This is a genomic window from Streptomyces sp. NBC_01244 (genome assembly GCF_035987325.1).
Classification (GTDB): Bacteria; Actinomycetota; Actinomycetes; order Streptomycetales; family Streptomycetaceae; genus Streptomyces.
In genome coordinates, this window is record NZ_CP108488.1 from 7716642 (window position 1) to 7743141 (window position 26500).

Annotated in this window: 20 protein-coding genes and 1 pseudogene; 20 read left to right on the forward strand and 1 reads right to left on the reverse strand. The window is 70.9% G+C overall.

Annotated features, from left to right (window positions below):
- Positions 1 to 39: 39 nt before the first annotated feature.
- From OG247_RS34350 to OG247_RS34370, 6 genes and pseudogenes are all read left to right on the forward strand, one after another.
- A complete protein-coding gene (locus tag OG247_RS34350) occupies positions 40 to 921 on the forward strand; it encodes a sigma-70 family RNA polymerase sigma factor (protein WP_327255853.1) in 882 nt (293 codons plus the stop codon).
- A 93-nt stretch (positions 922 to 1014) separates the two neighbouring features.
- Complete coding sequence (locus OG247_RS34355) at positions 1015 to 1485, forward strand: carboxymuconolactone decarboxylase family protein (RefSeq protein ID WP_327255854.1); 471 nt, start codon at positions 1015 to 1017, stop codon at positions 1483 to 1485.
- Between the two features lie 90 nt (positions 1486 to 1575).
- Positions 1576 to 1962 (forward strand): DoxX family protein, encoded by a 387-nt coding sequence (locus OG247_RS34360; protein WP_327255855.1) that lies wholly within the window; start codon positions 1576 to 1578, stop codon positions 1960 to 1962.
- A gap of 82 nt (positions 1963 to 2044) precedes the next feature.
- Positions 2045 to 2149, forward strand: a pseudogene (locus OG247_RS44950) (DM13 domain-containing protein); the annotation flags it as partial.
- A gap of 535 nt (positions 2150 to 2684) precedes the next feature.
- Positions 2685 to 3950 (forward strand): molybdopterin-dependent oxidoreductase, encoded by a 1266-nt coding sequence (locus OG247_RS34365; RefSeq protein ID WP_327257735.1) that lies wholly within the window; start codon positions 2685 to 2687, stop codon positions 3948 to 3950.
- The gene (locus OG247_RS34370) at positions 3947 to 4468 is read left to right on the forward strand and encodes a hypothetical protein (protein ID WP_327255856.1); all 522 of its coding nucleotides are present in this window, start codon (positions 3947 to 3949) and stop codon (positions 4466 to 4468) included. The genes OG247_RS34365 and OG247_RS34370 overlap by 4 nt, the downstream gene beginning before the upstream one ends.
- Here OG247_RS34370 and OG247_RS34375 read toward each other — a convergent pair.
- A complete protein-coding gene (locus OG247_RS34375) occupies positions 4435 to 5094 on the reverse strand; it encodes a class I SAM-dependent methyltransferase (protein ID WP_327255857.1) in 660 nt (219 codons plus the stop codon). The genes OG247_RS34370 and OG247_RS34375 overlap by 34 nt on opposite strands.
- Positions 5095 to 5649: 555 nt before the next feature.
- Here OG247_RS34375 and OG247_RS34380 point away from each other — a divergent pair.
- The 14 genes from OG247_RS34380 to OG247_RS34445 all read left to right on the forward strand — a co-directional run bounded on the left by OG247_RS34380 (position 5650) and on the right by OG247_RS34445 (position 26120).
- A complete protein-coding gene (locus tag OG247_RS34380; RefSeq protein ID WP_327255858.1) occupies positions 5650 to 6879 on the forward strand; it encodes an NAD(P)/FAD-dependent oxidoreductase in 1230 nt (409 codons plus the stop codon).
- Positions 6880 to 6897: 18 nt separating this feature from the next.
- Positions 6898 to 7854 (forward strand): sigma-70 family RNA polymerase sigma factor, encoded by a 957-nt coding sequence (locus OG247_RS34385; RefSeq protein WP_327255859.1) that lies wholly within the window; start codon positions 6898 to 6900, stop codon positions 7852 to 7854.
- A 172-nt stretch (positions 7855 to 8026) separates the two neighbouring features.
- Positions 8027 to 9952: an NAD-binding protein gene (locus OG247_RS34390; RefSeq protein WP_327257736.1), complete on the forward strand. Its 1926-nt coding sequence runs from the start codon at positions 8027 to 8029 to the stop codon at positions 9950 to 9952.
- Between the two features lie 167 nt (positions 9953 to 10119).
- Complete coding sequence (locus OG247_RS34395) at positions 10120 to 10296, forward strand: hypothetical protein (protein ID WP_327255860.1); 177 nt, start codon at positions 10120 to 10122, stop codon at positions 10294 to 10296.
- 92 nt (positions 10297 to 10388) lie between these two features.
- Positions 10389 to 11477 carry a PucR family transcriptional regulator gene (locus OG247_RS34400; RefSeq protein ID WP_327255861.1) on the forward strand — a complete coding sequence of 363 codons (1089 nt, stop codon included), beginning with the start codon at positions 10389 to 10391 and terminating at the stop codon, positions 11475 to 11477.
- 108 nt (positions 11478 to 11585) lie between these two features.
- Positions 11586 to 12191, forward strand: coding sequence for a hypothetical protein (locus tag OG247_RS34405; RefSeq protein ID WP_327255862.1), 606 nt, complete (start codon positions 11586 to 11588; stop codon positions 12189 to 12191).
- A 71-nt stretch (positions 12192 to 12262) separates the two neighbouring features.
- Positions 12263 to 14323, forward strand: coding sequence for a flotillin family protein (locus tag OG247_RS34410; RefSeq protein ID WP_327255863.1), 2061 nt, complete (start codon positions 12263 to 12265; stop codon positions 14321 to 14323).
- Positions 14324 to 14420: 97 nt separating this feature from the next.
- On the forward strand, positions 14421 to 19328 hold the full coding sequence (locus OG247_RS34415) for a DNA repair ATPase (RefSeq protein ID WP_327255864.1): 4908 nt from the start codon (positions 14421 to 14423) through the stop codon (positions 19326 to 19328).
- Positions 19329 to 19612: 284 nt separating this feature from the next.
- Positions 19613 to 21154, forward strand: a complete 1542-nt coding sequence (locus OG247_RS34420; RefSeq protein ID WP_327255865.1) for an alanine/glycine:cation symporter family protein — start codon at positions 19613 to 19615, stop codon at positions 21152 to 21154.
- A 139-nt stretch (positions 21155 to 21293) separates the two neighbouring features.
- A complete protein-coding gene (nhaA, locus tag OG247_RS34425) occupies positions 21294 to 22607 on the forward strand; it encodes a Na+/H+ antiporter NhaA (RefSeq protein WP_327255866.1) in 1314 nt (437 codons plus the stop codon).
- 14 nt (positions 22608 to 22621) lie between these two features.
- Entirely contained in the window at positions 22622 to 22885 is a 264-nt protein-coding gene (locus OG247_RS34430) for a hypothetical protein (protein WP_327255867.1), read from the forward strand.
- 202 nt (positions 22886 to 23087) lie between these two features.
- Positions 23088 to 24359 (forward strand): cation:proton antiporter, encoded by a 1272-nt coding sequence (locus OG247_RS34435; RefSeq protein ID WP_327255868.1) that lies wholly within the window; start codon positions 23088 to 23090, stop codon positions 24357 to 24359.
- Positions 24346 to 24825: a CBS domain-containing protein gene (locus tag OG247_RS34440; RefSeq protein WP_327255869.1), complete on the forward strand. Its 480-nt coding sequence runs from the start codon at positions 24346 to 24348 to the stop codon at positions 24823 to 24825. The genes OG247_RS34435 and OG247_RS34440 overlap by 14 nt, the downstream gene beginning before the upstream one ends.
- Positions 24822 to 26120, forward strand: a complete 1299-nt coding sequence (locus OG247_RS34445; RefSeq protein WP_327255870.1) for an ArsB/NhaD family transporter — start codon at positions 24822 to 24824, stop codon at positions 26118 to 26120. The genes OG247_RS34440 and OG247_RS34445 overlap by 4 nt, the downstream gene beginning before the upstream one ends.
- Positions 26121 to 26500 lie beyond the last annotated feature (380 nt).

A 26500-nucleotide genomic window follows, 5' to 3' on the forward strand; every position in this document is an offset into this window, starting at 1 on the left:
TCATGATCATGACGGGATTGGCTCGAGGAAGGTAACGACATGACCGGAACAGGTCCGCACGAAGTACTGGCGGGAGCCTTCGAAGAGCAGCGTGAGCGCCTGGTGGCGGTCGCCCACCGGATGCTCGGGTCGCGGGTGGATGCCGAGGACGCGGTGCAGGAGGCGTGGATCCGGCTGGCGAGACAGGACGCGGCGGCGATAGACAACCTGGCCGGCTGGCTGACCACCGTGGTCGGCCGGGTCTGCATCGACGTGCTGCGCTCGCGCAAGACCCGGCCCGAGCTGTCGTACGAGGACCGGCTGCCGGAGCTGGTGGTGACCGTGGACGGCGGGGCGGCACCCGAGGACGATGCGGTGCTCGCAGAATCGGTCGGGCTGGCACTGCTGGTGGTGCTCGATACCCTCACGCCCACCGAGCGGCTGGCGTTCGTACTGCATGACATGTTCGCGGTGCCGTTCGCCGAGATAGGCGAGATCATCGGGCGGTCCACCGACGCGACCAAGATGCTCGCCAGCCGGGCCCGCCGGAAGGTGCAGGGCACATCGGTGCCGGAGGAGGAGCCGCGGCGGCAGCGCGCGGTGGTCGACGCGTTTCTTGCCGCGGCGCGAGGCGGGGACTTCGACGGGCTCGTACGGCTGCTCGATCCGCAGGTGACCTGGCGTACGTACCACCCGCAGGGCGTGATGACCACGGTCGGGGCGGCCGAGGTGGCAGAACCGATCCTGCGCGGCGCCCGGGCGATGACCTCGGTGCTCCCGGTCCTGGTCAACGGCCTGCCCGGGTTCGTGGCCTGGGGTGCGAACGGCAAGGTGCTCGGCGTGGTGGCGTGCACCGTGGTGGAGGGCCGGATCGTCGAGCTCCTGACCGTGAGCGACCGCAAGCGCCTCGACGCCATGGGTCTGCCCGCTCGACCCGAGTAGCGCACGTCGGGACGCCCGGCGCATGGGGTTGTTACGTCTTGGCGGGGTCCTTCGTCGTAGTGGTGAAAGCAGCCGAGGACGAAGGAGACCGAGATGGAAACCCGGATCAACCCCATGCGCAACGAGGTCGGGTCGAAGTGGGCCAGGTACATCATCTCGTCGAACAAGGCCATCACCGACTCGGCGCTGCCGAAGGCGGTGCAGGAGCTGGTGAAGATCCGCGCCAGCCAGATCAACGGCTGCGGCGGCTGCCTCGACATGCACACCAAGGACGCCGCGGCCGCCGGCGAGAGCGCGGTGCGGATCAACTTGGTCGGGGCGTGGCGGGAGACAACCGTCTACACCGAGGCGGAGCGGGCGGCACTGGAACTCACCGAGCAGGGCACCCGCCTCGCCGACTCCAGCGGCGTCACCGATGAGGCGTGGGCGAACGCGGCGAAGCACTACGACGAGGACCAGCTCATGGCCCTGGTGGCCCTGATCTGCGTGATCAACGCCTTCAACCGGCTGAACGTGATCACCCGGACGCCCGGCGGCGAGTACCAGCCCGGACAGTTCGGCTGACGCGGACGTTCCCCTCATGCTCTCGGGCGGACCCGACATCGGGTCCGCCCGCGGCCGCCACCCACGGACCTTCTGCCAAGGACGAGACTCATGAACACCGCACTGTGGATCATCACCGGCCTGCTGGCCGCCGTCTTCCTGTTCTCCGGCTTCGGGAAGCTGTTCGTCCCGCGGGAGAAGATGGCCGGGATGGCCGAGGCCGCGCGCTGGGTCCTCGACTTCGAGCCCGGCACCCTCAAGGCCATCGGAGCACTCGAGGTCCTCGGCGCCGTGGGCCTGGTCCTGCCCGCCGTGCTCGGCATCGCCCCGGTACTCGTACCGCTGGCGGCCACCGGCCTGGCGCTGATCATGACCGGTGCCATGATCCTGCGGATCCGCCGTGGCGAGCCCAAGGCCGCCCTCGGGGACGGGGCCTACCTCGCCCTGACCGTCTTCGTGGCGATCGGGCGCTTCGCCCTGGAACCCTTCACAGGCTGACCGGCCGCACGTCAGCCGGGCGGGACGCCGTTGGTCAATTCGGGTCCCGGGTGACGCCGGTCTCGGGAGCTGTCGTTCCGACAAGGAGGGCGAGGCCGGTTGGCGGGTCTTCGACGACAGCAGCATCACCATCTGGTGCGACCGCTTCGACGTCTCCTTCGGCGCGGCCGCCCTCAAGACCGCCTGACAGGGATACCCGTCACTGACCCGGATGCCTTCCCCCCCGCTTCCGCGGTTCGGCATCCGGGCGGTGCCGGCTTTCCCCGTGCACTGATCCTGCCCGTCCTGAACGTCGCAGCTCACTGCCGGTGACCGACAGTCTTTACAGCGCATTGATGACGATGGAGCCTCCGCGCGCGGCACGTGCCACTTTGGTCCGGCGCCAAGGACTCATCAGGGGCGCGTCTGGCAGCCGCGAGCTGGATGCACGCCACGCGATGAGTCCGGGTTCACCGGTGAGGGGCTCGATCTCTTCCTCCGGGCGCGGGGTTAGGGCGGGGCCGTCCACCCGGGCTGGCGTGTCACGGGATCAGCCGTACTTCGGTGAGGCATGTTCTCTTCTGTTACCCATGCCCCGATAGGTCCGCCACAGGCGGATGTGCGGAGGTGTCCTCGTGGACGCGAGCGGCAGCGAGCGGGAACGGTCCGGAGACAGCCCACGCGCGCGGCCACCGGATCCCGACGACGCCGGTCCGAAGCTGCGCGATCGGGTCCGATCGGCCCTGGAAGCCGCCCGGGCCTGGGGCCCGCCGCCGGGCCCCGCGCGTCCGGAGTTCTGGCGCAGTCCACTGCGGGGGCCGTGGCTGACGGCCGTGCTCGGTCTGGTCCTGCTCTTCGGAGTGACGGTCCTGTTCGTGACGGGCCTGCTGTCGTACGCCGCCTACAACCCGGACCTCGCAGCGGTCAACGACCAGACGCCCGACAAGGGGTGGCTCGGCTTCTACCTCTTCTCCTGGCCCACCTCGCCGTACTGGCTCTACCGGGTGACCCAGGGCGTGCACATCGTCCTGGGCGTCGTGCTCGTTCCCGTGCTGCTGGCGAAGCTGTGGTCGGTGATTCCGAAGCTGTTCGCGTGGCCACCGGTGCGGTCGGTCAGCCACGGCATCGAGCGGCTGTCCCTGCTCCTGCTGGTGGGTGGCGCGGGCTTCGAGTTCGTCACCGGCATCCTCAACATCCAGCTGCACTACATCTTCCCCGGCTCCTTCTACACCCTGCACTTCTACGGGGCCTGGGTGTTCATCGGCGCCTTCGTCGTGCACGTGGCCTTCCGGCTGCCACGCGCCATCCGCGCCGTACGGGCCGGAACCACGCAGCCCGCGGCCGACACGGAGGAGGCCGCCGGGCTGGTCGCGCCCCGGCCGGCCGCGCCGACGATCTCCCGCCGGGGCGCGCTGGGCATGGTCGGCCTCGGATCGCTGGCGCTGTTCGCCGTGACGGCGGGCCAGAGCGTGGGCGGCTGGTGGCGCCGGACCGCGCTGCTCGCCCCGCACGGCCAGGACCCGGGGTCGGGCCCGAACGGCTTCCAGATCAACAAGACCGCCGCGTCGGTCGGCATCCGGCCGAGCGACATCGGGCCCGGCTGGCGGCTGACCGTACGGGGCCCCGGCCGCCAGGTCGTCCTGACGCGCGAGCAGCTCCTCGCCATGGCCCAGCACGAGTCGGCCCTGCCCATCGCCTGCGTGGAGGGCTGGTCCACCCGGGACCAGCTGTGGAGCGGAGTCCGACTCGTCGACCTCGCCGCCCTGGTGGGATGGAAGACGGATGCCCCGCAGGTCCTGGTGGAGTCGGTCCAACGCGGCGGCTCCTTCAGCTCCGCCGCCCTGCGCGACAACCAGGTACGTGACCAGCGCTCACTGCTCGCCCTGCGCGTCAACGGTGCCGTCCTGTCCCACGACCACGGCTACCCGGCCCGCGTGATCGTGCCCGGAGCGCCCGGCGTGTTGAATACCAAGTGGGTCACCCGCCTCACCTTCGGAGAGCCGGCATGAGCAGCGCGACACGGTTCCGCCGCGGCTACGGCGCCTCGCCGTTCCACCTGCTCCTCGTCCTGGTGTCCTTCGCCCTCGCCGGGTACGCCGGCCTCCGGCTGCTCAAGGGGGACACCCTGGGGGTGGCCGTGTGGTTCGTCGGGGCCGCCCTCCTCCACGACCTCGTACTGCTCCCGCTGTACGCCCTGGCCGACCAGGCGGTGCAGGCGCTGTTCCGGCGGGAAGCGGGTACCGGGCCCGGTACCGCCGTGCCGGGCGTCAACTACGTCCGTGTGCCGGCCTTCGTCTCCGGCGTCCTGCTGCTGGTCTGGTGGCCGCTCGTGTTCCGCCAGGTCGGTCACTACACCGCCGGCACCGGCCTCCCCGCGGACGTCTTCCTCGGCCGCTGGCTGCTGATCACCGCCGGCCTGTTCGCCGCCTCGGCAGCGGTCCTTCTCGTACGGATGTGGCGCGGATCGCGGGCTGCGCTGCGGGCCCGGCGCGCTCAGGAAGCGGCGGCTCGCAAGGCCACGAAGTGACGGCCTTCGGCGGCCGACCAACGCTCGACGGCGTGCCATCCCGACGCCTGGGCATGCCGGTCCAGTGCCGCTGTTCCGACGGCCGCCCAGGCGAAGGTGGCGCTCACCGGCCGCTGCCCTTGGTGGATCCGTACGAGGCGGCGCTCGTCCACATCACCGGGAGCGGTCTCTACCAGGAGCAACCCCCGGCCCTGCACCAGATGCCTGATCCGGCGCAGGAGCCTGAGAGGGTCGCCGCCGATGCCGATGTTCCCGTCGATGAGCAGGGCGGTTCCCCATCCGCCCTCGTCGGGAAGCGGGTCGAAGACCGAACGACGCAGCGCGACGCCACCACGGCCCGTCGTCGTCCGGACGGCCGAGGGGCACACATCGATCCCCAGTGCCGCATACCCGCGCCGGGACAGCGCCTCCACCATCCGGCCCGCGCCGCAGCCGATGTCCAGTACGCGGCCCCTGCAGCGCCGCAGCACCGCCCGGTCGGCGGCATCGGCCCGGGCGCACCACCGGCTCACGTCCAGGGGAAGGCGCCAGCCGTCCGCGTCGCGCAGGGAGAGATCGCCCCGCCGTGCGTGGATCGCCGCCGCATACGCGCCGCTGTTCCAGTCCTCGGTCTCCTGGGCTGTCACCCTTCATGCCTTGCCGCGCAGAGACGTCCGGCACGGTACCGTCCTCCGATTCCACCCGAACGGATCTACTGCCGGGACTGCTGAGCAGGTCGGCTGTAACGGGGTGGGGGGATCGTCCGCCCGGCACGGCAATTCTGTGGCGGTGTCTTCGATGTCAGCGCAGCCTCAACAGTCGGAAACGGCACGGCGGATGGTCGTGTGCGGTGACGACGGGCCGGCCCATCGGCTCGCTGCCGAACTGCAGAGGGTGTACGAGGAGGAGCGGGTCACCCTGGTGATGCCGGCCGCCCGTGCCGAACAGCCGAGCGTGGCGCGGGGCCGGGGCGGTGGCGGGCGTGGTCTGTTCGGGCGGGGTCTCCGGGTCGGCGGATCGCGCCCGGCTGTCCTGGTGGCCGGGTGCGTGGGGGCCTGCATCGGCGCAGCCTCGGCGTCGCGAGCATCGTTGGGCGGCACCCCTTCCATTCTGTGACCCACGTCACACAAAGTTCCTGTCAGGAATCGGGGAGCTGCTCCGCTCAAGTCACCGAGAGCCAAGCGAACCGACAGGAGCATCACATGAAGCACCGCATCGTCGTCCTCGGCGCCGGCTATGCCGGGACCTACGTGGCCGGGAACCTGGCCCGCCGGCTGTCCCCGGCGGACACCGAGATCACGGTCGTCAACGCCGTGCCGGACTTCGTCGAGCGCCTGCGGTTGCACCAGGTCGCAGCCGGCCAGGAGATCGAGACCCAGAAGCTCGCCGACATCTTCGCGGGCACCGGGATACGGCTGCACCTGGCCCGGGTCACCGCCCTCGACCCTGAGCGCCAGGTCGTCGCCGTGGCCGACACCGACGGGGGCACCGACGAGCTCGGCTACGACACCCTTCTCTACGCGCTCGGCAGCCACGGTGACGACCGCGGCGTCCCCGGCGTGGCCGAGCACGCCTTCGACGTCGCCGCCCGGCCCTCGGCGCTGCGCCTACGTGATCGCCTGGACAGCCTGCGGGAAAGCGGGAACGTGGTGGTAGTCGGCGACGGGCTGACCGGCATCGAGACCGCCACCGAGATCGCCGAATCCCGGCCCGGCCTGTCGGTGGCGCTGGTCGCCCGCGGCGAGCTCGGCGCCCAGCTCTCCGCCGGAGCCCGCAGCCACCTGCGCCAGGCCTGCGACCGGCTGGGCATCACCGTCCTGGAGCACACCAACGTCGAAGCCGTCGAGGCAGCGCGAGTGCTGTGCGGTGACAGCACCACCTTGGCGTCCGACGCGACGGTGTGGACGGCCGGGTTCGCGGTCAACCCCATCGCCGCCGCGGCCGGGCTGGAGGTCACCGAGAACGGCCGGATCCTCGTCGACCGCACCATGCGCTCTCTCTCGCACCCGAACGTCTACGCAGCCGGCGACAGCGTCTTCACGATCGGTGAGAACGGCGGGCCGCTGCCGATGTCCTGCGCTTCAGCCGGCTACACCGGCATGCAGGCCATGAAGGCCATCGTGGGACGTCTGACCGGCAGCAAGATCGGACACGTCAAGCTCGACTACCCGGGCAACCACATCAGCCTCGGGCGGCGGGACGGAATCATGCAGCTGGTCGACCACGAAGCGCAGGTGAAGCCGAAGTTCATGGGTGGCCGGGGGGCCGCGCGGATCAAGGAGGGCATCCTCAAGGTCTCGCTGTGGGCCAACTCGCACCCGACGTTCTGCATGCCCAAGCACCGGCGCCACCTGGCCGCCGCACCGGCCGTGTCCACGGAGAACCCCGCCCCGTACGCGCCGGAAGTCCCCGCCCACAAGGTAGTTGCGTAGCCGCCTAAGGTGACACGCATGGACAGCACTGCCGTTGATCGCTTCGACACCAGTCGGTTCGAGGCCAGCCGGAACCGGCTGGCCTCGCTGGCGTACCGGCTGCTGGGCTCGGCCGCCGACGCCCAAGACGCCGTGCAGGACGCGTTCTTGCACTGGCAGGCAGCCGACCGGCAGCAGATCAAGGTGCCGGAAGCGTGGCTGACCAAGGTCGTCACCAACCTGTGCCTCGACCGGCTCCGCTCGGCACAAGCCCGCCGCGAACGCACCGCCGGTGCCTGGTTCCCCGAACTGCTCCTCGACGGCGACCCGATGCTCGGCCCGGCCGACACCTTCGAGCAGCGCGAATCGGTCTCCCTGGCCGTGCTGACCGTCATGGAGCGCCTGTCACCCATTGAGCGGGCCGTCTACATCCTGCGCGAAGCGTTCTCCTACGGCCACGCCGAGATCGCCGAGATCCTCGACATCACCGAGTCCGCGAGCCAGCAACACCTCCACCGCGCCCGGACCCGCATTACCGCCACGCGCCGCCGGGGCGGCCGCGAAGTCGACCCGGCGTCCGCCCGCAGGATCGTCGAGGAGTTCCTGACTGCTGCCACCTCGGGCCGCACCGAACGGCTGGTGGCGCTGCTCACCGACGACGTGATCGCGCTCTCCGACGGCGCCGGCCTGGCCGAGAAGCTGCTGCGGTACGACACTCCGCAGCGCGTCGCCGCCGTCATGCGGGGCGGTTTCAAGCCCACACCCGCGAAGCGGCGGCTCGCAGGCGGCGCTCCGGCCCTCCACTACGCGGTCGTCAACGGTGCCCCCGCCATCCTCTTCGTCCTCGGCGACCAGGTCCTGGGCGCCGTGACGTTCGACGTCACCGAAGACAAGATCGCAACCTTGCGCGGTATCGCCGCCGCCGCCCGCCTCGGCCGCCTCGCCGAGGCCTGGCGGCAGCACGAACCGGACGTGCCGCTCATCGCCCAGTGGTGACCCGACGCCGATAGCGGGGTCCTCGTGACGGCCGACGGGCAGCAGGAGTTGTGGATCCGCCTGCTGCGGATAGTCGGCCGCAGCAGCGACTCTGTAACGGGTAGGCGCAGGGCATGCTGGGGACGTGCAATCGAACACTTCACGGGGTGAACTGCCGGACAGGTACGGGCAGATGATGGTGTGTGGCGACGACGGACTCGCCCACCGGCTGGCGGGGGAGCTGAGGGATGTCTACCTGGAGAAAGTGACACTGGTGGTGCCGGCGGCACGTGAGCAGCCGTTGGAGATGGGGCGGCCGGTTCGGGCCGGGCTGCTCGGTCGGGTGTCGCTCTCCCGGCCGCCGCGCACGGTGCCGCAGGCGCGGTCGCCGCTGGGGGAGTTGCGGGTCGTGGAGGCGGCGGAGCCGGATGAGGCGGCGCTGGCCGCGGCCGGGGTGGCCGGGGCGGCGGCCCTGGCGCTGGTGTACGAGGACGACGAGACGAACGTGCGCGCGGCGCTCGTGGCGCGGCGGCTCAATCCTCGGCTGCGGCTGGTGATTCGGCTGTACAACCGCAGGCTCGGCCAGCACTTGGAGGAACTGCTCGACCAGGCGGCGATCGTCGCCGAGCCGGGGATCGATCTGCGGGAGCTGGATTCCTCGACGACCGTGCTGTCCGACGCGGATACCGCGGCGCCGGCCCTCGCGGCCACCGCCGTGGCGGGGACGAGCAAAGTGGTCCAGGCGGACGGACTGTTGCTGCGGGCGGTGGAGCGTACGCCTCCGGGGCGTGGCGAGGTGGCCGACGCCGGGCTGTGCACGCTCGCGCTGCTGTCGGCGACGACCCATGACCCGGCGGGAAGTGAGGGATCGGAGCGCAGCGGGGAGGGCGGACCGCAGCTGCTGCCCGACGACCGTGCGGTGGCCGCCGCCACCGGCCGGGGGATCGTGGCGCTGGAGGCCGTCTCCCACACCCTCGCCGGCCCGGCGCGGAGAACGTTCCGGCTGGGCGCGGCGCTGCCGGTGGCCTCACTGTTCTCGCGGCGGCTGCGCTGGTCGCTGGCCGGGATCGTCGCGGCGGTCGGCGCGCTCGCGGTCGCCTCCTGGGTGACCACGGGCGATCACCCGCTGCACGCTGCCTACATGACCCTGCTCGACATCTTCGCGATCAACGATCCCGCGGTGGAGGAGCCCCCGGAGCGGCAGCTGTTGCAGATCCTGGCCGGCTTGGTGGGGCTGCTCCTGCTGCCCGTCCTGGTCGCGGCGGCCTTGGAGGCGTTCGGGGCGTTCCGTACGGCGACGGCGCTGCGCAGACCGCCGCGCGGCCTGTCGGGGCACGTGGTGCTGCTGGGCCTCGGCAAGATCGGCACCAGGGTGCTGGCCCGGCTGAGGGAGCTGGACATCCCGGTGGTCTGCGTGGAATCCGACCCCGAGGCCCGCGGTCTCGCCCTCGCCCGGCGCCTGCGCGTACCGGTGGTGCTGGGGGACGTGACCGACGAAGGGGTGCTGGAAGCCGCCCGCGCCCATCGCGCGCACGCACTGCTGGCCCTGACCAGCGCCGACACCACCAACCTGGAGGCGGCCCTCTACGCGCGCTCGCTCAAGCCCGAGGTGCGTGTAGCCCTGCGCCTGTATGACGACGACTTCGCGACCGCCGTCTACCGCACCCTGCGTGCCGCCCACCCGGGCGCGCTCACCCGCAGCCGCAGCGTCACCCACCTTGCCGCACCCGCCTTCGCCGGAGCGATGATGGGACGACAGATCCTGGGTGCCATACCGGTCGAGCGCCGGGTGCTGCTCTTCGCGGCCATCGAGGTGGCCGGCCATCCTCAGCTGGAGGGCAGGACCGTCGCGGAGTCCTTCCGTCCCGGCGCCTGGCGGGTGATCGCCCTGGATACCGCGGCCCCAGAGGACCGGCGCCCGGACCTGGCGGCCGCCCGCAGCGGCGACCAGGACGGGCAGCGCGGGCGCGGTGGGCAGCCGGCGGGGCTCGTCTGGGAGCTGCACCCCGGCTACGTCCTGAAACCGGAGGACCGGGTCGTGCTGGCCGCCACCCGGCGGGGCCTGGCCGATCTGCTCAGTGGCCGCCGCGCTGTCCTCGACGGTGTGGGGCAGGCCTGATCAGTCGGGCGCGGCGAACGCCTCCACCGCCTGCGTCTCAAGACCGCGCCAGGGAACCCGGCGGCCGTCACCGCACCGACTGTGAGACCGCCTGGGTCTTGGGTATGCGGCCCGGGGCCGGTCTGCGAGTCTGGGACGGCGACCCTTCCTCCCTGCCAGGAGTCAGCATGTCCCGCCGTCCCCGGCCCCGGCCCGCGTCTCCGCTCTTCGCCTTCGGCGCCGTCCTGACCGTTGCCGGTGCCGTGTTGTATGCCATGCCCGGCCCCGGCACGCCGGTGCTCGCCCTCGGCGCGCTGATCCTGGCCGTCGCTGCAGGCCTGTGGCTGGCCGCTCGGCAGGGCTGACCGCCACCTCAGCGCCAGCGCTTTGGCATGGCACCCTGATGCCCGTGTCAAGAACGCGTACGGGAACGCGCGTCGCTAACGGGGGAGGGTTCGTGGAGAGCCGGGAGATACCGGAGGAGTTTCTGACGGGGTACGCCGAGATCCTGCTGAGCAGCGGTGCGACGGGTCGCCGGCTCACGCGGGACGAGCTGGCGGACCGCCGGGTCCAGGGGGAGCGGGCAGCGGAAGCGGGGCACGGGCTGCGCGGGCTGGTGCGCGCCCACCTGTCCGCGGCAAGGGAGCTGCCGGGGCCGATGGCGGGCGTCGCGTTCGGGCACCTCCTCGGGGTGGTCGAGCAGGCGGTGGACGCCTTCGCGGAGGGGTACGAGCGCGCCCAGGGGCAAGCGATCCGTCAGGAGGAGGCCGCCCGCCGCGAGTTCATCGACGACCTGCTGTACGGGCGGAGCGACCTCGGGCGGCTCGCGGAACGGGCCGCGCGGTTCGGGCTGCGGCTGTCGCAGGCCCACGCGGTGGCCGTGGCCCAGGGCCCGGAACCGTACGGGGACGGCTATCCCGTGGCACGCGGCATCGAGACGGCGGTTTTGGCCCGGTTCGGGAACCGGCAGATCCTGCTCACCACCAAGGACGGCCGGCTGATCTGTGTCGCGCCCGGCGACCAGCCCGAGATCCTCGCCTACTTCGCCAAGCAGGCGCACGCCGCGACCGACGGCGGCCGGGTCGCGATCGGGCGGGCCCACCCGGGCGCCGGGGGCGTCGTCCACTCGTACGAGGAAGCGCTGGGTGCCCTCGATCTCGCCGAGCGCATGGACCTGGAGGGCCCCGTGCTCCGGGCGGCCGACCTCCTGGTCTACCCCGTCCTGACGCGCGACCGGGAGGCGATGGCGGACCTCGTGGAGAGCGTGCTGGGGCCGCTGCGCCAGGCCCGCGGGGGAGCGGCGCCGATGATCGACACCCTCACCGCGTACTTCGACACCGGATGTGTGGCCACCGAGGCCGCCCGCCGCCTGTCCCTGAGCGTGCGCGCCCTGACGTACCGGCTCGAACGCATTCACACCCTTGCGGGCGTCGATCCGACGGACCCCGCCCACCGGTACACGCTGCAGACCGCTGCCATCGGCGCCCGGTTGCTGGGCTGGCCGGACGGCGATGGCCGGGAGCGGAGCGACGTTAAGGCACCGTAAAGATTGCCGGTCACCGGCAATGTGAACGGGTGTGCACGCGGGGCAGGATGAGCCGCGGCCGCTCGGAGCGTGCGGCCGAGGGTGACGGCATCCAGGAGGGGCGGACGCGTGGACGAGTTCATCGGTGCCGCTCTGGGCTTCCCCACCGTGGTGTTCACCGCCGGCCTGGTCGTCGTCCTCGGTTTCTGGCTGCTGGTGCTCTGCGGGATCTCCGAGCACGACGGCTTCGATGCCCCTGTGGGCAGCGCCGCTTGGGGCATCGGCTGTGTGCCCGTCGCGGTGTCGGCTTCGCTGCTGATCGCCGTGGCCTGGTTCCTGAGCCTTTCCGGCTCTGTACTGCTGGCTCGTACGGGATGGCCCGGCGCACTGGTCAATGCCCTGGGAGCCGCGCTGCTGTTCGCCTCGCCGTTCGCTTCCTGGCATGCGACGAGGCTGCTCGTAAGGCCGCTGGCCAAGCTCTTTCCCGACGAACCCGGGCCGTCCCGGCTCGACTTCGTCGGTCAGACCTGCGTCGTCCGCACCGGGCGGGTGGACGCGGGCTTCGGCCAGGCCGAGGTCGCGGCCTCGGACGGCTCCACCGCGCTCGTCCAGGTCCGCCAGCACGGCAGCGATCCGCTCACGCTCGGCAGTACCGCGCTGCTCTATGCGTACGACGACGCGGGCGAATTCTTCTGGGCAGCGCCCTTCGATGAGGCGCTCGACCCACGCAGCTGACCGCTGCCCCTTCTCGGCTGCCCCTTCTCGGCCGCCCCTTCTCGGCTTCGACTTCTCACGTGGGGATCCTCATGGATGCCATCTCATTGGGCCTTGGCACGCTCGTCATCGTCGTTCTCGTCCTCGTCGTCGCCACGCTGATCGTGCTGACGCGGCTGTTCCGCAAGGTCGAGCAGGGCAAGGCCATGATCGTCTCGAAGATGCGGAAGGTCGATGTGACCTTCACCGGTCAGGTCGTGCTGCCCGTGCTGCACAAGGCCGAGATCATGGACATCTCGGTGAAGACGATCGAGATATCCCGGACCGGCCGGGACGGTCTGATCTGCAAGGACAACATCCGGGCCGACATCCGCATCTCGTTCTTCGTCCGCGTCAACAAGACCGTCGAGGACGTCATCAAGGTTGCCCAGGCCATCGGCACCCAGCGGGCCTCGGACAAGGCGACCCTGCAGGAGCTGTTCAACGCCAAGTTCTCCGAGGCGCTCAAGACGGTCGGTAAGCAGCTCGACTTCACCGACCTCTACACCATGCGCAACGAACTGCGGGACCGGATCATCCACATCATCGGCACCGATCTGAACGGCTACAGCCTGGAGGACGCGGCGATCGATTACCTGGAGCAGACTCCGCTGTCCCAGCTGGACGCCGGCAACATCCTCGACGCCCAGGGCATCCGCAAGATCACGGAACTGACGGCCGTCGAGAGCGTGCGCACCAACGAGTTCCGCCAGCACGAGCAGAAGGAGCTCACCCGCCAGAACGTCGACGCCCGCGAGGCCATCCTGGAACTGGAGCGCCGCCAGGCCGACGCGGAGATCAAGCAGCGCCGCGAGATCGAGACGGTGCGGGCGCGGGAGGAGGCGGAGACCGCCCGGGTGATGGAGGAGGAGCGGCTGCGGGCGCAGAGCGCATTCCTCAAGACGGAGGAGCAGCTCGGCATCCAGCGCGAGAACCAGGCCCGTGAGGTGGCCGTCGCGCAGAAGAACCGCGAGCGGGTCATCGCCATCGAGAACGAGCGCATCGAGAAGGACCGCCTGCTGGAGGTCATCGCCCGGGAGCGGGAGACCGCCCTGACCCGGATCGCCGCCGACAAGGAGGTCGAGATCGAGAAGCGGGACATCGCCGAGGTGGTGCGTGAGCGGATCGCGGTGGACCGTACGGTCGCCGAGCAGGAGGAGTCCATCAAGCGGCTGCGCACGGTGGAGGAGGCCGAGCGGACCCGGCAGGCGATCGTCATCGGCGCCGAGGCCGAGGCGCAGGAGAAGCTGGTCAAGGACATCAAGGCAGCGGAGGCGGCCGAGCAGGCGGCCGTGCACCGGGCGGCGGAAGAGCTCACCCTCGCCGAGGCCCGCAACAAGACCGCGGACCTCGACGCCCGCGCCAAGATCCGTCTCGCCGAGGGCATCCAGGCGGAGGCCGCGGCAGAGGGGCTGGCCGCGGTCGCCGTACGGGAGAAGGAAGCGGACGCCATCGAGAAGGCCGGCCGGGCCGAGGCCGGGGCCACGACGGCGCGGCTGAAGGCGGAAGCCGACGGTGCCCGTGAGATGGCGCTGGCCGAGGCGACCGCCATCGGCGAGAAGCTGAAGGCGGAGGCCGAGGGCCTGACCGAGAAGGCGGCGGCGCTGGCCGCCCTCGACGAGGCCTCGCGCACCCACGAGGAGTACCGGCTGCGGCTGGAGGCCGAGAGGGAGATCCGGCTCGCAGGGCTGGACATGCAGCGGCAGGTCGCCGAGGCGCAGGCCACCGTACTGGCGAAGGGGCTGGAGAGCGCCGACATCAACATCGTCGGTGGGGAGTCGGCGTTCTTCGAGCGGATCGTCGGGGCGATGTCGATGGGCCGGGCCGTGGACGGGTTCATGGACAACTCCCAGACCGCCCGGACGCTGGCCGGACCCTGGCTCGACGGCACCGCGTCGTTCACCGGGGACCTGACGAAGGTGCTGGGCTCGGTCTCTACCTCCGACGTGCAGAACCTGACCGTGTCCGCCCTGCTGATGAAGCTCATGCCCGCCGGATCGGGGCAGCTGGACGAGCTGATGGCCAAGGCACGCCAACTGGGGCTGGCCGACCTGCCGGTATCCGAACTCGCCGGGCAGAACGGCACCGTCATCAACGGCGCCACCAAGAACTGACCGCCACGGGGGTGCGGTCAAGGGTTGCGGAGCCGCCGAGGAGGGGGTGGCGGCTCCGCAACCGCACACCATCCTGTACATGAGGGAGCTGGAGCAGATGGCTACGGGGTTGGACGCGGGGACGTACGAGGTGCTGCGGGACCGGCTGGCGGCGCAGGCCGGCGAGCTGGCCCGGCGGGCCGAGGTCCTGAACGCAGCGCGGGTCGCCGAGTTCGGGTCGACGGAGCTCTCCCTCGCGGCTTCCGAGCGCCTGCGCACCGAGGGCATGCCGGTGGTGCCCCGCGATATCGTCGCCGTCGGGGACGTGCTGCTCTTCGGCTACGGCAGATCCGCGGCCCCGGGTGCGGAGCGGGCCGTGTCCGAGGTCTTCGCCCTGTACGACCGCGACCTGAACCCGCTTCCCCAGGACGCGGCGCCCTGTCTGCTCGACGATCCGGGCTTCGTACGGGAATTCGGCGCTCTCCACCGCTACTTCCAGGGCGCGCGGCTCCTGCAGCTGCGCCGTGTGGACGGCAAGCTGCTGGCCGTCTTCCAGACCGGTGAGCAGGCCGAGGACATCCGCGTCCTGCGCTGGTCCCTCACCCCGTCCGGCGAGGCGCGCTTCCTGGACGCCCGGGGCGAGCGCGACCACGTGTTCCCCCGTGCGCACGACGTCGAGTGGACGCAGACGACGCGCGAGGACCACATCCTGGGCCGGCACCCGCACGTCTCCCTCGGCGGCCGGCTCTTCGTTTCCACGGTCGGCGGGGCACTCACCGTCAAGACGGAGAACGACACCGATGCCGACGAGGGCATCCACCGCGAGCCGGTCGACGAGCCGCTCCAGTCGCTCGCCGACGCCGACATCGCGTATGCGACCGTGGGCCCGCTGGTCCTGCTGCGTATCCGCCCGTACAAGGAGGAGACCAGGCGCCACCTGGTCTTCAACTCCGTCACGAACACCGTGGTCCGCCTCGACGGAATCGGCCAGTCCTGCCGGCGGCTGCCCGAGGACCAGGGCATCGTCTTCCCCGGCGGCTACTGCCTCGCCTCGGGCACCGTGAAGACCTTCGAAACGGACACCACTGACCTGGAGTACGAGCGGGCGGTACGTTCTCCCAACGGCGAGGACGTGCTGTACGTCTTCCACGCCCGGGCCCAGGGGCGTGGCGTCCTGCTGCCCTACAACTTGATACGCAAGGAGGTCGCCACTCCGATCTCCGGCCACGGCCACGCCCTCTTCGACGACGGCACCCTCGTCGTCCTGCGCGCCGAGGGCGCCGAGCCGGCCCGGACGCACCCGGTGCAGATCTGGCGCACCCCGTACGTTGCCGACACCCACCCGGTGGCAACCGGAGACGGCCCGCTCGGCCGGATCGGGAACGCCGACCTGGTGCGGGGCATCGCCGACTGCCTGTCCATCGCCCGGCAGGCCACGGAGACCGGTATCGCCTCCACCGGGGCGGTCTACGAGACCCTGGTCGCCGCCTGCGTCCGGGCCGCCGACCTCCACCACTGGCTGGGCGACGCGGAGGCCGGTGACCTGCGCGTCCCGCTGGAGGAGGTGCGGTCCACCGCCGCCCAGGTGCTGGAGGAGTTCGAGACCGTCCGGACCCTCACCCGGCAGGCGGCCGACGCGCTCGCCGAAACGGCCCGGCGGATCGCGGCGCTGGTCCGGCGCATCCGCGGTGAGTCCCCGGCCGGCGCCGAGGAGTGGATCGAGCGCATCACCGAACTGCGCCGCGCACAGGGACACCTGCTCACCCTCAAGGAGATGCGGTACGCGGACACCTCGGGCATCGAGGTCCTGGCCGGCGACCTGGAGGGCGACATCGCTTCCGCCGCCCAGCGCGCCGTGGCCTTCCTGCACCGCGAGGACGCCTTCACCGACCACCACGCCCAGGCCGAGCAGCTCACCGCCGACGCGGAGTCGATCACCACCGTGGCCGGGGCCACACCGCTCGCCGAGCGGCTGGAGGAGCTGGCCTTCGGGCTGCAGACCCTCGTCGAGGTAGTCGCAGGACTGGACATCGGCGACGCGACCGTCCGCACCACCATCCTGGAGCGGATCGCCGAGGTCCTCGGCAGCCTGAACCGCGCCCGCGCGACGCTGGCTGCCCGCCGTCGCGAACTCCTCGACCAGGAGGGGCGAGCCGAGTTCGCTGCCGAGTTCGCGTTGCTCGGCCAGGCCGTCACCGGCGCCCTCGCCGCCGCCGGTACGCCCGAGCAGTGCGAGGCGCAGCGTGCCCGTCTGCTGCTCCAGCTGGAGAACCTGGAGTCGCGCTTCGCCGAGCACGACGGCTTCCTCGCCGAAGTCAGCGAGAAGCGGACCGAGATCCACGACGTGTTCTCCGTGCGCGAGCAGACCCTTCGGGACGCCCGCGCACGCAGGGCTGAGGCCCTCGCCGACTCCGCACGCCGGGTCCTGGAGACGGTCGCCCGTCGGGCCTCGGGACTGGAGAGCCTCGACGACATAAGCACCTACTTCGCCTCCGACCCGATGGTGGCCAAGGTCCGCCGCACCGCCGACGAGCTGCGCCGGCTCGGTGATTCGGTACGGGCGGAGGAGCTGGAGGGCCGCATGCTGGCCGCCCGACAGGAGGCTGGACGTGCCCTGCGCGACCGCCGGGAGCTGTTCGACGGCGGCGACACCATCCGCCTGGGCAGCCATCGCTTCGCCGTCACCCGCCAGGCCCCCGAGCTGACCCTCGTACCGCACCAGGACGGCCTGGCCTTCGCCCTGACCGGCACCGACTACCGCCGTCCGGTCACCGACCCGGAGTTCGCCGCGACCCGCCCCTACTGGAACCGGCTGCTGCCGTCCGAGTCACCCGAGGTGTACCGGGCGGAGTACCTGGCCGCACGGCTGCTGGCCGAGCACGGCCCCGAAGCCCTTGCCGCCGCGGACCTGCCGGCTCTCGCACGGCAGGCCGCCGAAGCCGCGTACGACGAAGGCTACGAGCGGGGAGTCCACGACCACGACACCACCGCGATCCTGGGCGCGCTGCTCCGGCTGTACGAAAGCGCCGGACTTCTTCGCTACCCGCCTCGCGAGCGAGCGGCGGCCACGCTCTTCTGGGCCCACGGCACGACGGACGGCTTCCGTGACTCCTTCACCCGCCGCGCCGCGTCCCTCGCCCGGGCCCGCGACACCTTCGGGCTCGCGTCCGCCATCGACGGCCTGCGCGCCGAACTCGCCACCGAGATCACGCGGTTCGCGGACGGGCAGGCCGATCCCGATCCCGCACGCGCCGCCGAGTACCTCTTCGAGGAGCTGACCTCCGGCCCCACCGGATTCGCGGTGTCCGCCTCGGCCCGTACCCTCCTCGACAAGTTCCGGCGCAGCGTCGGCACGTCCGCCTACGACGAGGACCTCGCCGCCCTCCCGGACCTGCCCGTACGCCGACACCTCGTCGAGGGATGGCTCACCTCCTACGCGGCGGCCTGCGGAGAGGACATCGAAGCGGGCGACATCGCCGAGGCCGCGACCGTCGAACTGTGTCGCGACCTTGAGCGCTACGACGTCGCTGGCGAAACCGCAGCCACCGTCACCGGACTGCTCGGCGCCCACCCGAGGATCAGCGGACGCTCCCTGGTCCTGCGGCTGGACGAATTCCTCTCCCGCACCACGGACTTCGCCGCTCACGCCGTCCCTGGCTTCCGCGCCTACCAGCAGCGCCGCAGCGCCCTCCTCTCATCCGAGCGCACGCAGCTGCGCATCGACACGTACCGGCCCCGGGCCATGTCCTCCTTCGTACGCAACCGTCTCGTCGACGAGGTCTACCTCCCCCTCATCGGCGACAACCTCGCCAAGCAGCTCGGCGCGGCCGGGGACGCCAAGCGCACCGACAGCAGCGGCCTCCTCCTGCTCGTCTCACCACCCGGCTACGGCAAGACCACGCTGATGGAGTACGTCGCCGAACGCCTCGGGATGCTGCTGGTCAAGGTGGACGGTCCGGCCCTCGGCCACCACACCACCTCGCTGGACCCGGCCGAGGCCCCGGACACGGCGGCCCGCCGCGAACTGGAGAAGATCGCCTTCGCACTCGCCGCCGGCAACAACGTGCTGCTCCACCTCGACGACATCCAGCACACCTCGCCCGAGCTGCTCCAGAAATTCATCCCGCTGTGCGACGCGACCCGCACCCTGAACGGGCACGACCTGCGCGGCAAGCGCTTCGCCGTCTGCATGGCCGGCAACCCGTACACCGAGTCAGGGCAGCGCTTCCGGATCCCCGACATGCTCGCCAACCGCGCCGACGTCTGGAACCTCGGCGACGTCCTGACCGGCAAGGAGGACGCCTTCGCGCTCAGCTTCATCGAGAACGCCCTGACCGCCAACCCGGTCCTCGCCGCGCTGGCCGCACGCGACCGCGCCGATGCGGAGCTGCTCGTACGGATCGCCGACGGCGACCCCACCGCCCGGCGCGACCGGCTCGCCCACCCGTACGCCCCGGCCGAACTGGACCGGATCCTCGCGGTGCTACGCCACCTGCTCACCGCCCGAGAGGCGGTCCTCGCGGTCAACGAGGCGTACATCGCTTCCGCGGCCCAGAGCGAGGAGAGCCGCACGGAACCGCCCTTCCAGCTCCAGGGCTCCTACCGCAACATGAACAAGATCGCGGCCCGGATCTCGCCGGCCATGAACGACGCCGAGCTGGCGGCCGTGATCGACGACCATTACAGGGCGGAGGCCCAGACCCTCACCACCGGAGCCGAGGCCAGCCTCCTCAAGCTCGGCGTCCTTCGCGGCACCCTCACCGAGGCCCAGGCGGCCCGCTGGACCGGGACAGCTGCCGCCTACGTCCGGGCCCGGGCCCTCGGCGGTTCGGCCGATGACCCGCTGAGCCGGGCGGTGGCCGCTCTCGGCCTGCTCGCCGACCGGGTGGCCGCGGTGGAGAGCGCCATCACCCGCGCCACAGATCCACGCCACCACCTGCTCGCCCGCCCGAACGGCCGACACGCGGCCCACGCGGAGTGTTCGCTCAGCAGAACCTCAGATCCGGATAACGATCGGGTTACCTAACCAGGTGAAATGCGACAAACAGGGCTGCGGGGTGATGTGCGTCACTAAAGATCCCGTAAAGACCGTGCTAGGAATACGCAACTCCGGTTCGGCCCACCCCTCGCCGAAGACCGGAGTGCCGGCACGCACCGGCCGCACCACAGCACGACCACGACGTCTCCACGGTCCGATTCCGCGGACCGGACGCCACGGGTCGCCGATCGGAACAACGGCGTTCGCCCAAAGCCCGCACTCACACCGTCGCACCGCACTGCGCCGGTCCTGCGCCATCGAGGTTTTGCCTGATGTCACTCGACTCATTCACCAGCTCCGTCGACGAAGCCGTCAGCGGATTCTTCGAGCCCATTGCCAAGTGGCTCGGTGAGGTCGTCTTCTATTCCGTCCCTGTCGGGGGCACCAAGCTGCCGCTCATCGTGGCCTGGCTCGTGGTCGCCGGTCTGGTCTTCTCGGGCTGGTTCGGCCTGGTGCAGATACGCAAGTTCCGCCTCGCGGTGAACGTGGTGCGCGGCAAGTACGACGAGGAGGGGTCGGCCGGTGAGGTCAACCACTTCCAGGCTCTGACCGCGGCCGTCTCCGGCACCGTGGGTCTGGGCAACATCGCCGGTGTCGCCGTCGCCGTATCCATCGGCGGTCCGGGTGCCACGTTCTGGATGATCCTCTGCGGCCTGCTGGGCATGGCCACGAAGTTCGTCGAGGTCACCCTCGGTGTGAAGTACCGCGAGGTGCACGCCGACGGCACGGTCTCCGGTGGCCCGATGCACTACCTGCCCAAGGGCCTGGCCGACCGCTTCGGAGCCAAGGGCCTGAAGCTGGGCAAGGTGCTGGGTGTCCTCGCCTCCGCGATGATCCTCTTCTTCGGCCTCTTCGGCGGCAACCTCTTCCAGGTCAACCAGTCCTACGCCCAGCTCGTCTCCGTCACCGGCGGCGAGAGCGGCATGATGGGCTCCTCGGCCGGCGCGCTGTTCTTCGGCATCCTGATCGCTGCCCTGGTCGGCGTCGTCCTCCTCGGCGGCATCCGCTCCATCGCTTCCGTGACCAGCAAGCTCGTGCCGGCGATGGCTGGCATCTACATCGTCGCCTGCCTCGTGGTCATCCTGGTCAACGTCTCCGCGGTGCCGTCCGCGATCTCCTCGATCATCGAGGGCGCCTTCAACCCCGAGGGTGTCGCCGGTGGTGTCCTCGGTGCGCTGATCGTCGGTTTCAAGCGGGCCGCGTTCTCCAACGAGGCCGGTCTCGGCTCCGCGCCGATCGCGCACTCCGCGGTCAAGACCAAGCACCCCGCCAGCGAGGGCCTGGTCGCGCTGCTGGAGCCGTTCATCGACACCGTGGTCATCTGTACGATGACCGCCCTGACGATCGTCATCGCCAACCCGGCCAGCTGGGGCGAGGCCCGCAAGGGCGAAGGCGTCGGCGGCGTGACGATCACCTCGGACGCCTTCGGCACCGTCCTGCCCTGGTTCCCGTACATCCTCACCATCGCGGTGATGCTGTTCGCCATCTCCACCGTGCTGACCTGGGGCTACTACTGCATGAAGGCGTGGACCCACCTCTTCGGCCGCAGCAAGACCAGCGAGCTGACCTTCAAGGTCTTCTACACGCTGTTCGCGGTCGCCGGTTCGCTGCTCACCCTGCAGACCCTGATCGACATGGCTGACGCGGTGCTGTTCATGCTCGCGGTCATCAACATCATCGGCCTGTACCTGCTGGCCCCCGTGGTCAAGCGGGAGCTGAACAACTTCCTCGAGTTCGTCCGCCGCCGCGACGCCGGCCTCGACACGGACGCCGCCGAGGACGAGGACCTGGAGCCGGTGAAGACCACCGTCTGACCGCCCCCGCGGCCCGGTTCCTTCGAGAGGGTTCGTACGCACCTTGCGCCTTGGTGCGTACGGGCCCTCTCGCCCTTGTGTCACCACCCGGCGGGGCTCGCACCCCCGGCCGCGCCGACTCCCCGGAGGTACATCCGCCATGACCGCCGTCCCGCCCCGGCGTCCGGCCTTCCTCGGACTCCTGCCCTGGCGCGAGCGCCGCGCCGTCGCCGAAGCCCTGCGCACCGAGACCGTCGGCGGCCTGGTCCTGCTGGTAGCCGCCGCGGTCGCCCTGGTGTGGGCCAACAGCCCCTGGAGCGGCGCGTACGAGGCCTTGCGCGACGCCCACTTCGGCATACCCGCCCTGGGCCTGGACCTTTCCGTCGGCCACTGGATCTCCGACGGCCTCCTCACCGTCTTCTTCCTTGTCGCGGGCATCGAGCTCAAGCGCGAGCTCGTCGTGGGTGAACTGCGGTCGCCGGCCACCGCCGCGCTCCCCGTCATCGCCGCCGTCTGCGGCATGGCCGTACCCGCAGCCTTCTACGCCTTTACGGCATCGGCGGGCGGCGGCAGCCTCGACGGCTGGGCCGTGCCCATGGCCACCGACATCGCCTTCGCCCTGGCCGTGCTCGCGGTCATCTCCACCCACCTGCCGGCCGCCCTGCGCGCCTTCCTCCTCACGCTCGCCGTCGTCGACGACCTCGGCGCGATCCTCATCATCGCTGTCTTCTTCACCGCCGACTTGAACCTCGCCGCCCTCGGCGGCGCCTTCGCCGGGCTGGTCCTCTTCTACGTCCTCCAGCGCCTGCGCGTACGCGGGTGGTGGTGGTACGTACCGCTCGGCCTGGCGATCTGGGCGCTGATGTACCACGGCGGCGTCCACGCCACCGTCGCCGGCGTCGCCATGGGCCTGATCCTGCGCACCACCCGCGACAAGGGCGAGGACGCCTCACCCGGCGCTCGCACCTCACACCTCCTGCACCCCTTCTCCGCCGGGGTCGCGGTACCGCTGTTCGCCCTGTGCGCCGCAGGTGTGGGCATCTCCGGTGCGGCTCTCGCCGAGGTGTTCACCGGTCCCGAACCGCTCGGGGTCGTCGTGGGCCTGGTCCTCGGCAAGATCGTGGGAGTCTTCGCCGGCACCTACCTCGCCGCCCGTTTCACCCGGGCACGCCTGAACCCCGACCTGGCCTGGGCCGACGTCTTCGGACTGTCCGTCCTCGCCGGCATCGGCTTCACCGTCGCCCTGCTCATCGGCGAACTCGCCTTCCCCGGCGCCGAGGTCGCCGAGCGCGTCAAGGCCGCCGTACTCCTGTCCTCCCTGACCGCCACCGCCGTGGCCGCCGTCCTGCTCCGGCGTCGCAACAGCGTCTACCGTCGCCTCTACGAAGCGGAGACGATCGATGCGGATGCCGACGGCATCCCCGACATCTACCAGCGCACCCCGGCGACTTCGGGCACGTCGAACGTGAACTGAGGAGGGTCACCGCGATGGCCACCACCGTGCTCGCCATAGCGATCGTCCTTGCGGCGCTGGTGATCAGGACGGCCGTCGCGGAGCTGCGCGTGCCGGGGAGCGGCCGCAGACAGTGGTCCTTCCTCTCCGACCGGCGAGCGTTGGCCACGGGAGCTGTCACGGCTGTGGTCCTCGGCTGGGTGGGGTGGGTGGCCTCCGGCCCGGCCGCCACCGCCTGGGCCGTGCTCGCCGGTCTCCTCACGGCGGCAGTCGTACCTCCGGACGGACGTGACGACTGACGACGCCAGACCCAGGCAAGGTCAGCGGCCTCGGCCGTCCGGTGTTGCATTCCTGCTGACCGTCGGCAAGAAGCGGCACTGCGAACTGCCGTCAGGATCCCGCCAGAAACGCGTAAGGAATGTGTAAAGTGGCCGCCGGTGTGCCGGGAAGCCTGGTCGGCGAACAGGGGACAACTCTCTTCGCAGATCGGGGCTGGACGCCATGGTGCTCGTCGCTGTCTTCGGTGTGGCACTGCTGATCGCGGTGCTGCTCTCCGGGCTTGCCGCCCGCACGGTCCTCTCGACCTCCCTCCTCTTCCTCTTGGGCGGAGCCCTCGTCAGCGACGGGTTCCTCGGGCTCATCCACATCACGGCGGACAGCGAGATCGTCGCGGTCACCGCCGATCTGGCCCTGTTCGCCGTGCTGTTCACCGACGGCATGCACGTCACCTTCGCGAAGCTGCGGCAGAACTGGAAGAACCCGGCCCGTGCGCTGGGCCTGGGGATGCCGCTGGCGATGGTCGGCATGGCCGTCATCACCCACTACCTCGTCGGGCTGGACTGGACGACGTCGTTCCTCGTCGGCGCGGTGCTGGCGCCGACGGACCCGGTGTTCGCCTCGGCGATCGTGGGCCGCAAGGAGGTTCCCGCGAAGCTGCGGCAGCTGCTGAACGTGGAGAGCGGGATCAACGACGGGCTCGCCCTGCCGGTGGTACTGATCCTGATCGCCGCCGCCGGGCCCACCTCCGGGATGGCCGACGCCTCCGTCGCCAGGATCGCGCTGGAGCTCGGCCTGGGACTGGTCTTCGGCGGCGTGCTTCCGCTGGCGGTGGCGGCGCTGGTGCGGCTGCGGCTGCTGGGCGCGGAGCCGAAGCTCCAGCCGTTGCTTCCGCTGGCGACGGGGATCGTCCTCTATGCGGCATGCCACCTGACCCACGCCAACCCCTACCTGGCGGCGTTCTCCGCCGGTGCGGTGCTGGCCGCCGTATCGCCCGAGGCGAAGGTGGTGTTCGAGCCGCTCGGCGAGGCGCTGGCGGAGCTGGCGAAGTTCGCTGCGCTGCTGGTGTTCGGCGCGCTGCTCACTCCGCAGCTGTTCGGCGACCTGTCGGTGGGCGGGTACGTGGCGGTGGTCCTGGCCGTCGTGCTGATTCGCCCGGCCTCGCTGTTGTTGTCCCTGATGGGCAGCCGGATCGAGCGGCGGGAGAAGCTGGTCGCCGCCTGGTTCGGTCCCAAAGGCTTCGCCTCTGTGGTGTACGGGCTGCTGGTCCTCCAGGCCGGTATCCCGCAGGGCGAGGCCGCGTACACCCTCATAGCCGTCTGCATCGCCTTCTCGATCATCGCCCACAGCAGCACGGACGTTCCCATCGCCCGCCTCTTCCATGTGGACGACCTCACCGGCATCCCGGCCCAAGGCCCCGTAACCGGCGTTCGTACGACCGATGTTCCCGCCCTGAGCAGTGCACCCCATCAGGAGACGCACCATGCCCGCCCGTGATCTCGCCGAGCCCTACCCGCACATCACGACCGAAGACGACGCGATCGACGCGGTCCGCCTGCTGGCCGAACGCAACCTGCCCGCGCTGCTCGTCCTGGACACCGACGGCCACCCGTACGCCGCCGTGCCCGGATCGCAGCTGGTGCGGCAGCTGGTGCCCGAGTACGTGATGGAGGATCCGCTGCTGGCACCCGTCATCGACGAACGGCACGCCGAGACGATGGCCGAGCAGCTGGAGGGCAAGACGGTGGCAGAGTGGCTGCCCCCGCGTACCTTCAAGCCCCCCTACGTCGGCCCGGACGCGGGGACGATGGAACTCGCGGCCGCCATGGCCCGCACCCACGTCCCGCTGGTCGCGGTCGTCGAACGCAGCGGTGACCAGAGCCGGCTCCTCGGGGTCGTCTCGGCCGCCGGCCTCATGCGGCACCTCCTCGCCGCGGCCGGCCGGACGGAGGACGAGACGTGAGCGGCTGGCAGAGCTGGGCCGCCATCGCCGTGTTCGCAGGCGCCTACGTCCTGATCATCACCGAGTGGGTGCACCGGGTCGCCGCCGCCCTGGGCGGCGCGGCGCTGATGCTGGCCATCGGCGCCACCGACGACAGGGCGGCCTTCCACTCCGACGAGACCGGCATCGACTGGAACGTCATCTTCCTGCTCCTTGGGATGATGCTGATCGTCGGAATACTGAAGCGGACCGGCCTCTTCGAGTACCTGGCCATCTGGTCCGTCAAGAGAGCCAGGGCCCGCCCGTTCCGGGTGATGACCATGCTCGTCGTGATCACCGCCGTCGCTTCCGCCCTGCTGGACAACGTCACCACCGTGCTGCTGGTCGCACCCGTCACCCTCCTGGTGTGCGACCGGCTGCGGCTGCCCGCCGCGCCGTTCCTGATCGCCGAGGTCTTCGCCGCCAACATCGGCGGCACCGCCACCCTCGTCGGCGACCCGCCCAACATCATCATCGCCAGCCGCGCCGGCCTCACCTTCAACGACTTCCTCGTCCACCTCGCCCCCCTGTGCGCGGTCCTGATAGTCATCCTGGTGCTGCTGTGCCGGCTGATGTTCGCGAGCACCTTCGTCTACGACGAGAAGCGCGCAGCCGAGCTGATGGAACTGCGGGAGCGCGAAGCCATCCGGGACCCGCGGCTGCTCGCACAAGGGTTGGGCGTCCTCGTGCTCGTCGTTGCCGGATTCGTCCTGCACCCGGTGCTGCACTACGAGCCGAGCGTCGTCGCGCTGCTCGGCGCGGGCCTGCTCGTCGCGATCTCCAAGGTGGAGACGGGCGAGGTACTGGGCGAGGTGGAGTGGCCCACCCTCGCCTTCTTCGCGGGCCTGTTCGTGATGGTCGGCGCCCTCATCGAGACCGGCGTGATCGGCGAACTCGCCGGCTCCCTCGCGGACGCCATCGGAGGCGCCGAACTCGGCGGCACCATGCTGCTGCTGGGCGGCTCGGCCGTCCTGTCCGGGATCGTCGACAACATCCCGTACGTGGCCACAATGGCCCCCGTCACCAGCGAGCTGGTGGCCGATCTGGGCGGCGACCCCGACCACGTCATGTGGTGGGCCCTCGCCCTCGGCGCCGACCTCGGCGGCAACGCCACCGCCATCGGCGCCTCCGCCAACGTCGTCGTCCTCGGCATCGCCGAACGCAACCGCACCCCCATCACCTTCTGGCAGTTCACCAAGTACGGCCTGATCGTCACCGCCGTCACCGTCGCCGTGGCCGCCGTATACCTGTGGCTGCGCTACTTCGCCCTGACCTGAGCCGTGCGAGGCGAAGTCGGCCGGTTTCCTTCCCGCGCCCCCCTCTGCCCGGTCAGGTCCAGACGCCGCGGGGGCGCGCCGCTGCGGTCGCCGCGGTGCCGTGTCCGCTCGGAGGCCGGTAGAGAGCGTCAACACGCCGCCCATACGACACTTGCGACAGGTCAGGGCGTTCTGACGCTGGGGCCTGTCGGGGACGGCGAGTGCATGGAGGTCACTGTCTGTGATGCGCCGCAGGGTCGGCGGGCTCTACAGGGAGCGCTGAACAGGAAGCCGGGCGGGCTCGTTGCGGCGGGCGCAGGGCGTCGGCTGCCATGCGTTTCTCCCCAGATTCCCCCCCCCAGAGCGTGCCGACGCGCAAAAAGGGCTGGTCACAGGCTTGC

Excerpts from the sequence above, each read along its gene's own strand:
- OG247_RS34350 (WP_327255853.1), top strand. The coding sequence starts at position 40 with ATGACCGGAACAGGTCCGCACGAAGTACTGGCGGGAGCCTTCGAAGAG.
- OG247_RS34355 (WP_327255854.1), top strand. The coding sequence starts at position 1,015 with ATGGAAACCCGGATCAACCCCATGCGCAACGAGGTCGGGTCGAAGTGG.
- OG247_RS34360 (WP_327255855.1), top strand. The coding sequence starts at position 1,576 with ATGAACACCGCACTGTGGATCATCACCGGCCTGCTGGCCGCCGTCTTC.
- OG247_RS34370 (WP_327255856.1), top strand. The coding sequence starts at position 3,947 with ATGAGCAGCGCGACACGGTTCCGCCGCGGCTACGGCGCCTCGCCGTTC.
- OG247_RS34380 (WP_327255858.1), top strand. The coding sequence starts at position 5,650 with ATGAAGCACCGCATCGTCGTCCTCGGCGCCGGCTATGCCGGGACCTAC.
- OG247_RS34385 (WP_327255859.1), top strand. The coding sequence starts at position 6,898 with ATGGACAGCACTGCCGTTGATCGCTTCGACACCAGTCGGTTCGAGGCC.
- OG247_RS34390 (WP_327257736.1), top strand. The coding sequence starts at position 8,027 with ATGATGGTGTGTGGCGACGACGGACTCGCCCACCGGCTGGCGGGGGAG.
- OG247_RS34395 (WP_327255860.1), top strand. The coding sequence starts at position 10,120 with ATGTCCCGCCGTCCCCGGCCCCGGCCCGCGTCTCCGCTCTTCGCCTTC.
- OG247_RS34410 (WP_327255863.1), top strand. The coding sequence starts at position 12,263 with ATGGATGCCATCTCATTGGGCCTTGGCACGCTCGTCATCGTCGTTCTC.
- OG247_RS34415 (WP_327255864.1), top strand. The coding sequence starts at position 14,421 with ATGGCTACGGGGTTGGACGCGGGGACGTACGAGGTGCTGCGGGACCGG.
- OG247_RS34420 (WP_327255865.1), top strand. The coding sequence starts at position 19,613 with ATGTCACTCGACTCATTCACCAGCTCCGTCGACGAAGCCGTCAGCGGA.
- nhaA (WP_327255866.1), top strand. The coding sequence starts at position 21,294 with ATGACCGCCGTCCCGCCCCGGCGTCCGGCCTTCCTCGGACTCCTGCCC.
- OG247_RS34430 (WP_327255867.1), top strand. The coding sequence starts at position 22,622 with ATGGCCACCACCGTGCTCGCCATAGCGATCGTCCTTGCGGCGCTGGTG.
- OG247_RS34435 (WP_327255868.1), top strand. The coding sequence starts at position 23,088 with ATGGTGCTCGTCGCTGTCTTCGGTGTGGCACTGCTGATCGCGGTGCTG.
- OG247_RS34440 (WP_327255869.1), top strand. The coding sequence starts at position 24,346 with ATGCCCGCCCGTGATCTCGCCGAGCCCTACCCGCACATCACGACCGAA.